Genomic DNA, 12,621 nt, shown 5'->3' with positions numbered 1-12,621 from the left:
TGTTTTAGTTTTCCTCTCCATTTCTTTTTTATGCATAGTTTATTAAAAAATATAATTATTAATTTTTTGCTTCATCTCAGGGATATCTTCTCTTGTTACGGTAAAACGAATCACCTTCTCATCAAGATCAAGCGCCTCAGCGAATAATCCAGCTAAACCACGGGATTTTCTATCTACTTCCATAATAATTTCTAGTCGGTCGTATGCACGTGGCAAGATTAATAATTCTAATTCATCTAATTTCCCATAATGCTCTCCAGAAACCGGAATAAACTCAAATTCTTGTGCGAATGGAACTTGCTTACGTAATCGATGCGGTAATTCTTCACATTCTATATGACGTGCTTTAAACCCTAATTCATTTACACTATCTAAAACACTACTTAATAATGCATTGGGTAACACTTGAACGTAGTCGCGGTCACTTGGGTCTATACTACGTTTAATATCAAGACCTGTATGAATCCAAACCGTTTTCATACCAAGTGTAAGTGGTGCTTCAATTGGCATTGGAAAAGAAAATGGAATTTCAACTTTTTCATTCGGTTCTACAGAAAAAGGTTCTGTTAAGCGTACTCGCTCTAAATCATATGTTGCTGTTACTTTTTTATCATCCACTTCTCGTACATACGACGTCGATAATGTTAAGTAAATGCTTTCAATTTGTTGGCTAACTGAACCTCCAGTTATATGAACCTTTCCAACTATTTCTTCCCCAACAATATACTCATCTTTTTCAAGAACAGTATCTACCTTTGCACTTCCAATACCAACGCTTGCTAAAAACTTTTGAAACATGGAGTCTCCATCCTCTCTAAAGCAGAAGCTACATCTTGTTTTAAATCTTGTACATTCTCATAGTACGGCGTTTTTATTTGTAACATTCTCATAAGAATTTCGCGATTATAATTTTCCAAAGTTAATTCTTCGTACCATGGTTTTTCCTGTTTTTCATTAGATTCATATCCTGCATATAATAAAAATAATGAGAAATGACCGAGCGCATAAAAGTCGCTACGAAAGTGAACTTCTCGCATCAAAGCTTGTTCACCTTCGTAAGTTGTAGCTCGCTCATCATCCTCACCTTTCCATTTAGCCAATCCAAAATCAATAATACTAATTTGATTTTCTTTCATTAGTATGTTTGGAATGCGTAAATCTCGATGAATAATGCCTTCACTATGAAACACCGATACAATTTCTAATATTTCATATAAAATCTCAAAAACTTCACGTTCTGTATATACATACCCATCTATGAAAATATAATCTTCAAAATTTTCACCAGGCATGTACTCCATCACAAAGAAGCTCTTTTTCTCCCATATGAAATGATCATATAGACTAGGAATTGCATGATGATTTAATGTTTGTAAAATCATTTTCTCTTGTTCAAATGATTTTCTACCAGACTCATATCTTTGTTTACTTTGTCTTAATTGTTTTAAGACTTTATATCTATTTATTTGTAAATCATTAACGACATATGTAACCCCATAACTGCCCATTCCAATTACTGATTCAATTTTATAACGTTCTGCAACAATTGTATTTTTTCGCAGTGGTCTATCAAATAAAGCTAGTACACGACGCCATTTCATCAGCTACTTGAAAAGAAGCTACGGCTTTTACGTTTTCTTTTATAATGTTGATGTCCATAACCAGATGAACGTCGTTTATAATCGCTACTTGAATAAGAGCGCCCTCTACGACGATAATCACTACTTGAATACGAACGATATTTTTTCTTTCCTAATAAAGAATCAATAATTTTTTTGAACATTCCTTCACCTCTTGAGTAAAATTTCCTTTTCATTATACCAATAATTATTGACTATATTTGTGACAGGTTTGTAAAGAGTAAAAAACGACGAGTTATGCCCGTCGTTACTTTCATTCATCCTCTTCATCAAAAACTTCATCAATCATACATTTCTCTAATAAATACTCAAATGTAATATCTGCGAGATCTTCAATTTCTTCTCGTTTTGGGACGTACCCTCTTTCAATTAGTTGCTCATAAAAAAACTCCGCAATCTCTTCCGTATCAATCACGACTTCAATTTCCTTCATGAGCATCACTCCTTTATTTCTGTTTTATGAAAAAATCTCAAAATTATGTATATGAGATTAGAAAAATAGATTTTATTTTTTTATAGGTCATAAGCTTTGGACGAGATGCATACGATTGTAGTACAAGCTATTCAAAGGGGGAAATAATAATGGAAAATCAATATGAAGTAGGACAAACAAAAGAAGAGTTCATGCATGAAGATCAATGGGCAGACTCTCTTATAAAGTGGCTTTTTATTTTTTTAATAGTTGTAGGCATACCTTATACTGCATATGTTGTTGTTCAATTTATTCTCTCTTTCTAGTTAACTATTTTTTCTCTGTCAATTTAACTAAATAATTATGAACAACATCCATTACAATTTTATATTCTTCATCTTTAAATGTATCGAACAATAATTGATAATCGTTATAAATATCAAGTAACCCATCAATGATTTCTTGACGATTCGTCTTAACACTCACTTTTTTCGAGTTGTTAATTGACTTTAACTTACCTAAATCTAATTTATTCATACCTGCTTTATCTTGTTTCAGTTTCTTCAAAATTGCATTTGCCGTTTGAGCATTCGCAAGTAACGTTAAATCTGACTCATCCGCTTCTAACCATTCACCATCCGTAATCCGTGACAATTCATAAATTGTATCTTCCCATGCGTCATTCTTATATCTCCATACTTCTGTACGAAAACCAACAATACGGAAAACATCTTTATCATATCCAGTTACTTGCACAAGATCACCAAACGTGAAATTATAATTTAATTCAATCCACTCCGTATCGCCCTTTTTCATATCTTGCTCTGTAACGTGCTGCAGCGTTTGCTCTACATAAAATCCATCGTGATTATTGACTTCGTATACATAAACTCCATCTAAAACCTTCATATTTGTGATTTTCCCAACGGTTCCATATAGCGTAATCACGACTATGTCCCCTACGTTGTATTTAGGTTGTTTTTTTCTTGCCATCTCTATCTCTCCTTTTTTTGACGTCGTGATTTTGATATCAGTATATGCAACCTACATAAAAACGCTTATCACAGAAGCTTATATTCATAAATTTTTTCAATAAAAATTATAACCTTATAAAATTTACGTTACACTCAAAAAAAAGCTAGTAACTAGACTAGCTTTAAATCAACAAATTTCGTATAAAAAAACATACAGAATACTTCACTTTACACAAAGTAATGTATTCTGTATGTTTTCAAATAGTTTTTATCTATCTTGTATGTATAAATCCCAGGCTTCATCAAATATAGACATACTTTCTAGCATTCCGCTCAACTCTAAGTATGAACTAATTTCATCATAGTCTTCAGATTGCTTCGGAAAACTTAAATCATCATACATCGCCTCTGCTAAATCTGAAATTTCATTTCTAAATAAAGCTGCACGATGCTTCATCATATAATGGTAAAATGTTTTTTTCAAAAATATTCCCTACCTTTCTAACTTGGGTACATTATACAAGGCAAAAAAGAAAAAAACCAGCATAAAAGCTGGTTAAAAGTCGAAATAATTTCTTTTTAATAGACGCGGTCTTCCCATTAATTCTTCATACGTTAGTTGTTTTGGTAAATCTTTCGTGTAAATTAAAAATAATTGATCTTCAATTTCTTTTACTGTATGGTCTGATTGATAGTCCATCCCGCACGAGGAACAAGAAATACATGGTGTCTTTTGGATTTCAATGGCTTTCGTACCATCTGGTAATTCCCAATATACAGTATTCAAGCTTTCTTTCGCTTCTGTACTGTCACACCACATACAATTCATACTGCATCACCCTCAGTTTTTTTGTCGTTTTCTTCTAATTTAGCCATTTGTGCTTGATATTTTTTATCTTTTAATTGATCACGCTTATCACGTTTATCTTTTAAAGATGCATGCGTATCATTATCTTCATAGTCTTTACGACGGTTCATACGCTGTAAGTCGTCTGGAACGAGGTTAAATTTCTTATCGCTCATAAGACCTGCGATACCAACATCTGAACGTTTTTCTTCGTAGTTCGGATAAATCTCTTTAAAGTATCCTTCCGCTCTTCCTGGAATATAGCTCTCTGGCTCTGGATACGTCGTAATAACACCTTCAAAGTTACGAAGTACAACTTTATCTGCACTTTGTGAGATTAAATAGTTTGGTTGAAGTGCAATTTTACCGCCTCCACCTGGCGCATCAACAACGAATGTCGGAACAGCATAACCAGATGTGTGTCCACGTAAACCTTCAATAATTTCAAGACCTTTAGATACTGGTGCACGGAAGTGACCGATACCTTCAGATAAATCACATTGATAAATGTAATATGGACGTACACGGATTTTTACTAAGTCATGCATAAGTTTTTTCATAATTGGGACGCTGTCGTTAATACCAGCTAAAATTACTGCTTGGTTTCCGACTGGAACACCAGCATTCGCTAACATTTCACATGCCTTTTTCGATTCTTCAGTAATTTCAATAGATGTATTGAAATGTGTATTTAACCATACTGGATGGTATTTTTTAATAATGTTACATAAATTTTCTGTAATACGTTGTGGGAATACTACTGGTGCTCTCGTTCCGATACGAATAATCTCAACATGCGGAATCTCTCGTAAATTTTTTAATACATATTCTAAAATTTTATCGTTAATTAGAAGTCCATCACCACCGGAGATTAATACATCTCGTACTTGTGGTGTTTCACTAATATAAGCAATCGCATCATCTAATTGTTTCTTCGGTACACCCATTCCAATTTGTCCACTAAAACGACGGCGTGTACAGTAACGACAATACATAGAACATTGATTTGTTACTAAGAATAGTACACGGTCCGGATAACGATGTGTTAGCCCTGGAACTGGTGAATCTTCATCTTCGTGAAGTGGATCTTCTAAATCATATTTTGTTTTATATAACTCTTCCGAAATCGGTACTGATTGCATCCGAATCGGACAGCGTGGATCATCAGGATTCATTAGCCAAGCATAGTACGGTGTAATGTTTAACGGGATCGTTTTCGTTGAAATTTTAACGCCCTCTTCTTCTTCAGGTGTTAAGTTAATTACTTTTCTTAAGTCATCTAACGTTTTGATCGTATTCGTTAATTGCCAAACCCAATCATTCCATTGCTCTTCAGTAACATCTTTCCATAATTCGATATCCTTCCAGTGACGATTTGGTTTGTATACATCATGTAACATTGCTATTCCCCCTTTTTATACGCTCATCCTTTATATAAGCAATAGTTATGCCAACTTTACATTGTTGATAAGTAAATGTGCGGAGAACCCTATTACATAAGCGAAAAAATATTTTTAAGCGTTGTATGAAATCAATACTTAACATCATATTCATTACTTTTTATATATGTAAACGCTCTTTTATTCGTGCAAACACACAAAAACCGCCGATTATTCGGCGGTTTTGTCGTACTTGCTCAGTTTATATTGAAGCGTTTGACGAGGGATACCTAACATTTTTGCGGCTTGTAATATATTCCCTTCCGTTTCAATCAACGCTTGATCTATTAATTCTTTTTCTGTTTGATAAAGTGCTTCTCTAAGTGGCATTATACCCTTCTTCTTCGAAAAATTCTCTTTCCGAAATGTACGTGGTAAACAATTGGCTGTTAATGTATTCCCTTCTGCAATAATAACAGCATGTTCAATCGTATGTTTTAACTCTCGGACATTTCCAGGCCACTGATAAGCTTGCAGTCTATCTTTCGCTTCCTCATCAATTTGAAGTACACCTTTTTTATAACTTTTATTATATTCTTTCAAAAAATAAGATGCTAATAATAGTACATCCTCAGTTCTTTCACGAAGCGGTGGGATATATAATGAAAATACGTTTAAGCGATAATATAAATCAGTGCGAATTTTATTCTCTCGTAAACATATTTCTGGAGGCTGGTTCATTGCGGTAATAACACGAACATCTACTTTTCTCGTCTTATTATCACCAATTCTTCTAATGACTCCATCTTCTAACACTCGTAACATTTTTGCCTGCAAATCAAGAGGCATTGAATTCAGTTCATCTAAAAATAATGTACCACCATCAACAAGTTCAAATAGCCCAGCTCTTTCAATCGCTCCTGTATAGCTTCCTTTTGTCGTTCCAAACAATAAACTTTCTAATAGCGACTCTGGTAAAGCTGCACAGTTTTGTGCAATAAATGGCTTGTTTTTTCTTTTAGAAGCTTCATGAATTGCTTGCACGAACAGTTCTTTTCCTGTTCCTGTTTCACCATATATTAAAACATTTGCGTCTGTTGGTGCTACTTTTTGTGCTAACTCTTTCGTCTGTTTAAACCGCGTATCATTTGTCACTATCGTCTCAAATGCAGCATGCTTTTTAATCACTTTTTTTCTAGATGATCGCTTTATTTTCGACTGTAAGTCAACAATTGTGTCAGTAAGTTTTTGAATTGTAGAGTAATCCTTTGCAATTTCAACAGCCCCAGCAATATTCCCATCTATAAAAATAGGTAACGTCGTATTTACTGTACAAACATCTTCACCATTTAAATTTTGATAATGCTGTGCTTGATGTACGATAGGTTTTTTTGTATCTAGTACTTTCATCAATGTACTCGTTTCCCTTGATAAAGACGGGAACGCTTCTAACAGATGTTTCCCTAACACTTTTTCAATCTTCGATCCATCGTGTTTTGCAGCTACAGAATTATAAAATATTGTAATTCCATTCTCATCTACAGCGTGTATAGCCTCATCAATACTGCCCAAAATCGCTTCAATGACTTCTTGTGTCGAAACTGCTAGCAATGTCATCCCCCCTCTTGCCGAAAATCCAGCAATTACATGCCGAATTTTCGGCACACCTATGTGCGATTGTAAGCATGACGATTCCGTTCTATAATTTTGACCAATTTTATATTTTCATTAGATAACTCGAAACTCTAATTAGTACAGCTTTTCGAACACCCAGCTCCACCTAACTGTTTTGCTTTACAGCCGAATTTTGAGGCGGAAGTTTTACTGCTTTCGAATAGCTAGAAAGATCTTTCACCCATATATTCATATCTTCCAACTTTTCGAAAATGTAGCAATTATTCGCCAGTCTTCCTGTATACGTATAACCTAATTGATGAAAGGCAGCATTCATTCCGAAAGAAAGCGATCGAGCAATTGTATAGGAGCAGAAAATAGATCTTTCTCGAAGCTCTTCCTCTAATTTAATTAGTAAACTTTTCATAAATCCATGTTTACGATATTCAGGTAAAGTAGCACAATTCGTTAATTCTGCATTCCCTTCTTTTATATTCATTTCTGCAGATGCTGTACTAATAATTTTCCCCTCATATTCATATACGTAGTAAATTGTATCGTCTTCTTTCATCGTCTGTAATACATAACTCGCTTCATTTAAAGGTGTCGGATACACTTCAAATACTTTTCCGAATACAGTTGCTAATTCTTCTGCATCTTCTTCAGTCGCTTTTCTCAGCAAAAATTTCTCTGGAACTACTTTTTCTTTTATTTCTTTTCCTTTTACACCGCTTAATATAGTATCTTCCTCAGTCCAATGCATACTATTTCGTCTTTCATCATTATTATATTTCACAAAAAAGTATGCATCGTGTCCTTGAAAATAATGAGGTATCGTTGCTTCCAACAAAAAACCGAAAGAGAGCCATGTTGAAACATGCTCTCCCTTTCCTTTAATAATACATTTAGTGAAAGAATGTTCCTCTGCTAGTTCGTCAATTGTCTGTATAATACTTTCAACATTTCCTGTATAGTGATCTACCCGAATACGCTTATTAAAATAATCTAAAACGCCTTCTACTGTATAACAATTCGTCTGTTCTCTAAAAGATTCATAGTATTTCATTTTTTCACCTCACACCAATCTAGTAATGTACATGCAATAATTTTTGCGGCAGCTATCATTTTATCAACTTCTATATATTCGTTTGGATAGTGTGCTACTTTCGTCTCTCCTGGACCAAATACTATTGTTGGTACGTTTGCAATTTGTGTAAATAAACCTCCATCAGTCCCCCACGGAGATGCTTCAATAATTGGTTCGTTCCCTTCGATTTCAACAAAGTTGTGATGAAGTGTTGTAATGAGTTCATGATTCTCTTCTAATTCACCAGGAACCCATCTCGCTCCAAACCACTCTACTTCTACTGGATTTTCAACAAACCAATTGTCCACATCATTTAATTCAACAATCCAATTCTCAAACTCTTCTTTTGCCGCCTCTATAGTCTCATTCGGCGCAACACCGCATCTTCCTTCTAAAATTAATTCATCTGGAACAGAACTTGGCCAACTCCCTCCTTCAATTTTCCCAATATTAATTGGAATTGGAATCGGAATCCCTTTAAATAACGGATCTGTAATTCGACTATTTCTTTTCTCCTCTAGCTTTCTTACATGTTCTATAACAAACATACTTTTTTCAATTGCACTAACCCCTTCATAACGCGTTCCACCGTGTGCAGCTTTCCCTTTTACACGTAAACGAAACCACATGGAACCTTGTTGTTTCGGGAAAAACTTCATATTAGTAGGCTCTGGAATAATGACACCATCTGCCTTATATCCTCGTAATATAGTTGCTAATGTCCCTGCTCCGCCACTTTCCTCTTCTATTACACTTTGAAAATAGATGTCTCCTTTTAATTCAATGCTAGATTCAATAATCGCTTCCATCGCAAGCATGAGTGCGACATTTCCACCTTTCATATCCGTCGTTCCACGGCCATATATACGATTTCCTATCTTCTCACCGCTATAAGGATGATGTTCCCACTGATTCACATCCCCTTCTGGAACTACATCAATATGCCCATTTAATATCATAGATTTCCCGTCGCCACTTCCTTTTAAAGTTGCTACAATATTTGGGCTATCTGAAAAACTTGTACGGGGTGATACAAAATAAGGATGATCTTTCATTTTAGAAAAAGAAGGCTCCCATATATCGAGGTCTAAACCTAATTCACGTAATTTTTCAATCACAATCGCCTGCGCACCGCTTTCATCACCAGATACGCTCTTTTCTTGAATTAATCGTTTTAAAAATTTCACACTTTCCTCTTCATGGCTCTCAATATAATCACAAACTTGCTTTTTTAATTGCTCCATATATTACATCTCCCTTCATTCAATTACTAGTAAGTTAGAACTAATTTGAAAATCAGCTTCTGTATGTCGTTTTATATCTTCTACTGTGTATGGGCTCATTAATTCTTGTAATATAAGTCCACTCGAAGTTACCTCCATGACCGCCATATCAGTAATAATTAAATCTACACATTTCTTTGAAGTTAATGGCAATGTACACTCTGAAATAATTTTTGCATTTCCGTACTTATCAACATGATTCATCACAACAACGACCCGCTTCGCTTTTTGTGCTAAATCCATTGCTCCACCAATACCTGGAACACGTTTTCCAGGTACAATCCAGTTTGCTAAATCACCGTTTTCACTTACTTGTAATGAACCAAGAATCGTTATGTCTAGCAAACCTTTTCGAATCATACCAAACGCTGTACAACTATCGAAATAACTCGCTCCTGTTATAAGAGAAGTTGGTAAACCTGCCGCGTTACACAAATTTTCGTCTTCATTCCCTTTACTTGGCGTTGGTCCCATACCGACGATTCCATTTTCCGCATGAAACATAACATTTATATCGTTAGGCAAATGATTTGGTACAAGCGATGGTATGCCAATACCTAAATTTACAATCATGCCATTTTGTATTTCTTTCGCCGCTCGCCTAGCAATCTTATCCCTCACTTCTACGCCCATACCCATTTCCAGTTCACTCCTTCCGACGGTACAATATAATTTACGAAAACACCTGGAACGACAATTTCCTCTGGATCTAAACTTCCAAGCGGGACTATTTCTTCTGCTTCTACAATTGTTATATCCCCAGCCATCGCTACGTGAGGATTCATATTTCGTGCACTTTTGTCAAATACAAGGTTACCAAACGGATCTGCCTTTTTCGCATATACAATTGAAACTTCAGCAGTTAATGCTGTTTCAACTAAGTAGGTCTTACCATTCATTTCAACTGTTCGTTTTCCCTCTTCCACAATCGTATCAACACCAACATCAACTAAAACACCACCAAGACCAACGCCACCAGCGCGAATGCGCTCTGCTAATGTTCCCTGCGGAGAAAACTCAATTTGTAATCTTCCCTCGTTTAGTTGCCTTCCTGCATTTGGGTTGGAGCCAATATGAGAAGTAATTAGTGATTTAACTCTTTCATTTGTAACAAGACGACCGATACCTACATCAGGGAATCCAGTGTCATTTCCAATCAAATTTAAATTTGTAACGCCTTTTTCTAAAATTGCCTGTATTAAAGATGGAGGGGATCCAATCCCTCCAAATCCCCCAAACATTAATGTCATATCATCATGGAACAAAGAAATTACTTCCTCAATTTCTTTTAATTTACCGAATGTATTTGTAATAGTTGTCATGCGATACTATGCCCTCCTTTTTGCATCATCTCTTCCACACTTTTAGAGAAAATTGAAAGTAATTCATCTAACTCGGAATATGTAGTTGTCATTGGCGGTGCTACAAGCAGTGCACTATCTTCTTTTCCTGCTTGCCCTGAAACTGCTTGGTATAAAAGTAGACCATTTTTAGCTGCAACTGAAATAAGCTCCGACGCTTTTGTAAACGGTTGCAATTCTACTCCGATTAGCAACCCTTTTCCGCGCACATCAGCAATGATTGTCGATTGTTGCTGAACTTTCTGTAAGCCTTTTATTAAATACTCTCCCTTTTCTGCTGTTTTTTCAGGGAGATTATGTTTCTCCATATATTCAATAACAGCTAAAGCCGTTGCTGCAGACAATGGATTGGCACTTAACGTATGACCGCTCATTACTGAACGTGACCCACGTAATATTGGTTCCATAACACGATCACTTACAACTGTCGCTGCCATCGGTGTATATCCCGCTCCTAACCCTTTACCAAGTGTCATGATATCCGGTTCTACACCCCAATGCTCCATTGCAAACCATGCTCCAGTACGACCAAGCCCAGTCATCACTTCATCCGCAATAAATAAAATATCGTAATGGTCGCAAATATCTTTAATGACTTTATAATAGTCTTTCGGCGGAACAACCGCGCCTCCAGCTGCTCCGATAATCGGCTCAGCAATAAAAGCAGCAATATGCTCTGCACCAATTCTTTCAATTGATCTTTCTAGTTCAGTCGCACATGCCAGCTGACAAGTTGGATATACCTTTTGAACAGGGCATCTGAAACAATATGGAGCTGGTATAGTCGGATAATCTTCCAAAATAGATACGAAACGTTGTCTACGTAGTGGGTGACCAGACATCGATAACGCACCCATCGTAATACCGTGATAACTCATCCATCTTGATAATATTTTATGTTTCCCTTGAATACCTCGCTCTTGAAAATGCTGAATTGCAATTTTCATAGCTGTTTCATTTGCTTCCGTACCACTATTTACAAAGAAACTCCAGTTCAAATCTCCTACACTTAAATCACTTAACTTCTTTGCTAATTTTTCAGCTGGTTCACTCGTAAACTGTGATCTATAAACAAAAGCAATCTCCTCAGCTTGCTTTTTAATAACGTCTGCAATCTCCTTTACGCCATGCCCAATACCTGCCGTAATTGCTCCTGACGAACCATCAAAATATTTATTACCATTTTGATCATACAAATAAACACCTTTTCCATGTGAAATCATTGGATACGGCTGACCAACAAGTGGTTTAATTAAGTAATCGCGCATAGCGCTCCCCCATTTCTCCAATTTGTATATATATATGAAGAAAATTGACGTTTCTTTCATAAAAAAGAATCCTCTGCAAAAGCAGTGAATTTATCAAAAAACTATTATAAAATATACAAATGAGTGCTTAAAAATATTTATAAAACAGAAAATTCAGAACTCGAAGTGAAGACCAATCCTTTTCTATACGCCCAAATAACCCTCCCTTTTATATGAAATGACTACATCACCAAATGTTTTTATAGCATAATGCCAGCTGCCCTTAAATGCCGACATTCTGTACACTTCGACGGAACTCCCGTTAAACTCCTTCCTAATATCCTACTTTAAATTGCATATTTTAAAACAAATTTCGACACCCCACCTTACTAACCAATTCAGATTCATATTTAATATGTAAACTTTTCATTTTTAAACTATAAAAAAAGAACCGATTAACCACACTAATCAGTTCGTCATGACGCTCTCTTATGGGTTAATACTGTCAATTGCTAAAATAAATAGAAAAATCATGTTTACAAATTCATACTACAGCCTATAAGACAAAACCTTTTCATAACTTCATTCACAATTACTATCGGGATATCCCTATCCCGAAGTGGCACCCCTTTCCTCAGATTCAAACTACCTTTCCTTTATAATTTATGTAGGACAATTATCACTTTGTATGTGTATTTGCCTATAATTAAAAAAAACTCTAGTTTTCTAGCGATTGCTGGACATGTATTCAATATGTTAATTGAAATGCAGTTTCAA

Annotated in this window: 15 protein-coding genes; 1 reads left to right on the top strand and 14 read right to left on the bottom strand. The window is 35.5% G+C overall.

Annotation, left to right across the window (positions count from 1 at the left end; genetic code table 11):
- Positions 1-42: 42 nt before the first annotated feature.
- The 4 genes from AC3EMB_RS11385 to AC3EMB_RS11370 all read right to left on the bottom strand — a co-directional run bounded on the left by AC3EMB_RS11385 (position 43) and on the right by AC3EMB_RS11370 (position 2,073).
- A complete protein-coding gene (locus AC3EMB_RS11385) occupies positions 43-798 on the bottom strand; it encodes a sporulation protein (protein WP_000486625.1) in 756 nt (251 codons plus the stop codon).
- Complete coding sequence (locus AC3EMB_RS11380) at positions 780-1,601, bottom strand: serine/threonine protein kinase (RefSeq protein WP_366986365.1); 822 nt, start codon at positions 1,599-1,601, stop codon at positions 780-782. The genes AC3EMB_RS11385 and AC3EMB_RS11380 overlap by 19 nt, the downstream gene beginning before the upstream one ends.
- A complete protein-coding gene (locus AC3EMB_RS11375) occupies positions 1,601-1,783 on the bottom strand; it encodes a hypothetical protein (protein ID WP_000473371.1) in 183 nt (60 codons plus the stop codon). Before AC3EMB_RS11375 ends, AC3EMB_RS11380 begins: the two co-directional genes overlap by 1 nt.
- A gap of 110 nt (positions 1,784-1,893) precedes the next feature.
- Positions 1,894-2,073: a YozD family protein gene (locus AC3EMB_RS11370; RefSeq protein ID WP_000658451.1), complete on the bottom strand. Its 180-nt coding sequence runs from the start codon at positions 2,071-2,073 to the stop codon at positions 1,894-1,896.
- Between the two features lie 149 nt (positions 2,074-2,222).
- Here AC3EMB_RS11370 and AC3EMB_RS11365 point away from each other — a divergent pair, with 149 nt between their 5' ends.
- Positions 2,223-2,378: a DUF3930 family protein gene (locus AC3EMB_RS11365; protein ID WP_000431486.1), complete on the top strand. Its 156-nt coding sequence runs from the start codon at positions 2,223-2,225 to the stop codon at positions 2,376-2,378.
- A gap of 4 nt (positions 2,379-2,382) precedes the next feature.
- On the opposite strand, the gene AC3EMB_RS11360 is transcribed toward AC3EMB_RS11365, so the two are convergent.
- From AC3EMB_RS11360 to AC3EMB_RS11315, 10 genes are all read right to left on the bottom strand, one after another.
- On the bottom strand, positions 2,383-3,045 hold the full coding sequence (locus tag AC3EMB_RS11360) for a hypothetical protein (RefSeq protein WP_000101498.1): 663 nt from the start codon (positions 3,043-3,045) through the stop codon (positions 2,383-2,385).
- Between the two features lie 249 nt (positions 3,046-3,294).
- On the bottom strand, positions 3,295-3,510 hold the full coding sequence (locus AC3EMB_RS11355; RefSeq protein ID WP_000750717.1) for a YozE family protein: 216 nt from the start codon (positions 3,508-3,510) through the stop codon (positions 3,295-3,297).
- A gap of 72 nt (positions 3,511-3,582) precedes the next feature.
- Complete coding sequence (locus AC3EMB_RS11350; protein ID WP_000995766.1) at positions 3,583-3,855, bottom strand: YokU family protein; 273 nt, start codon at positions 3,853-3,855, stop codon at positions 3,583-3,585.
- Positions 3,852-5,273, bottom strand: coding sequence for a lysine 2,3-aminomutase (gene kamA / locus AC3EMB_RS11345; RefSeq protein WP_000902145.1), 1,422 nt, complete (start codon positions 5,271-5,273; stop codon positions 3,852-3,854). Before kamA ends, AC3EMB_RS11350 begins: the two co-directional genes overlap by 4 nt.
- 210 nt (positions 5,274-5,483) lie before the next feature.
- Complete coding sequence (gene rocR / locus AC3EMB_RS11340; protein ID WP_488517691.1) at positions 5,484-6,869, bottom strand: arginine utilization transcriptional regulator RocR; 1,386 nt, start codon at positions 6,867-6,869, stop codon at positions 5,484-5,486.
- 163 nt (positions 6,870-7,032) lie between these two features.
- Positions 7,033-7,932 carry a putative beta-lysine N-acetyltransferase gene (gene ablB / locus AC3EMB_RS11335; RefSeq protein ID WP_488517690.1) on the bottom strand — a complete coding sequence of 300 codons (900 nt, stop codon included), beginning with the start codon at positions 7,930-7,932 and terminating at the stop codon, positions 7,033-7,035.
- Positions 7,929-9,197 (bottom strand): peptidase, encoded by a 1,269-nt coding sequence (locus AC3EMB_RS11330; RefSeq protein ID WP_000436691.1) that lies wholly within the window; start codon positions 9,195-9,197, stop codon positions 7,929-7,931. Before AC3EMB_RS11330 ends, ablB begins: the two co-directional genes overlap by 4 nt.
- A gap of 15 nt (positions 9,198-9,212) precedes the next feature.
- On the bottom strand, positions 9,213-9,875 hold the full coding sequence (locus AC3EMB_RS11325) for a CoA transferase subunit B (RefSeq protein ID WP_098126301.1): 663 nt from the start codon (positions 9,873-9,875) through the stop codon (positions 9,213-9,215).
- Positions 9,860-10,558, bottom strand: a complete 699-nt coding sequence (gene atoD, locus AC3EMB_RS11320; RefSeq protein ID WP_000208107.1) for an acetate CoA-transferase subunit alpha — start codon at positions 10,556-10,558, stop codon at positions 9,860-9,862. The genes AC3EMB_RS11325 and atoD overlap by 16 nt, the downstream gene beginning before the upstream one ends.
- Positions 10,555-11,865 (bottom strand): aspartate aminotransferase family protein, encoded by a 1,311-nt coding sequence (locus AC3EMB_RS11315; protein ID WP_001205877.1) that lies wholly within the window; start codon positions 11,863-11,865, stop codon positions 10,555-10,557. Before AC3EMB_RS11315 ends, atoD begins: the two co-directional genes overlap by 4 nt.
- Positions 11,866-12,621 lie beyond the last annotated feature (756 nt).

This window comes from Bacillus sp. LQ16 (assembly GCF_057784645.1).
This window is presented reverse-complemented; position numbering and strand designations above follow the sequence as displayed.

Coding starts and splice junctions, on each gene's coding strand:
- AC3EMB_RS11385 (WP_000486625.1), bottom strand. CDS start 798: ATGTTTCAAAAGTTTTTAGCAAGCGTTGGTATTGGAAGTGCAAAGGTA.
- AC3EMB_RS11380 (WP_366986365.1), bottom strand. CDS start 1,601: ATGAAATGGCGTCGTGTACTAGCTTTATTTGATAGACCACTGCGAAAA.
- AC3EMB_RS11375 (WP_000473371.1), bottom strand. CDS start 1,783: ATGTTCAAAAAAATTATTGATTCTTTATTAGGAAAGAAAAAATATCGT.
- AC3EMB_RS11370 (WP_000658451.1), bottom strand. CDS start 2,073: ATGAAGGAAATTGAAGTCGTGATTGATACGGAAGAGATTGCGGAGTTT.
- AC3EMB_RS11365 (WP_000431486.1), top strand. CDS start 2,223: ATGGAAAATCAATATGAAGTAGGACAAACAAAAGAAGAGTTCATGCAT.
- AC3EMB_RS11360 (WP_000101498.1), bottom strand. CDS start 3,045: ATGGCAAGAAAAAAACAACCTAAATACAACGTAGGGGACATAGTCGTG.
- AC3EMB_RS11350 (WP_000995766.1), bottom strand. CDS start 3,855: ATGAATTGTATGTGGTGTGACAGTACAGAAGCGAAAGAAAGCTTGAAT.
- kamA (WP_000902145.1), bottom strand. CDS start 5,273: ATGTTACATGATGTATACAAACCAAATCGTCACTGGAAGGATATCGAA.
- rocR (WP_488517691.1), bottom strand. CDS start 6,869: ATGACATTGCTAGCAGTTTCGACACAAGAAGTCATTGAAGCGATTTTG.
- ablB (WP_488517690.1), bottom strand. CDS start 7,932: ATGAAATACTATGAATCTTTTAGAGAACAGACGAATTGTTATACAGTA.
- AC3EMB_RS11330 (WP_000436691.1), bottom strand. CDS start 9,197: ATGGAGCAATTAAAAAAGCAAGTTTGTGATTATATTGAGAGCCATGAA.
- AC3EMB_RS11325 (WP_098126301.1), bottom strand. CDS start 9,875: ATGGGTATGGGCGTAGAAGTGAGGGATAAGATTGCTAGGCGAGCGGCG.
- atoD (WP_000208107.1), bottom strand. CDS start 10,558: ATGACAACTATTACAAATACATTCGGTAAATTAAAAGAAATTGAGGAA.
- AC3EMB_RS11315 (WP_001205877.1), bottom strand. CDS start 11,865: ATGCGCGATTACTTAATTAAACCACTTGTTGGTCAGCCGTATCCAATG.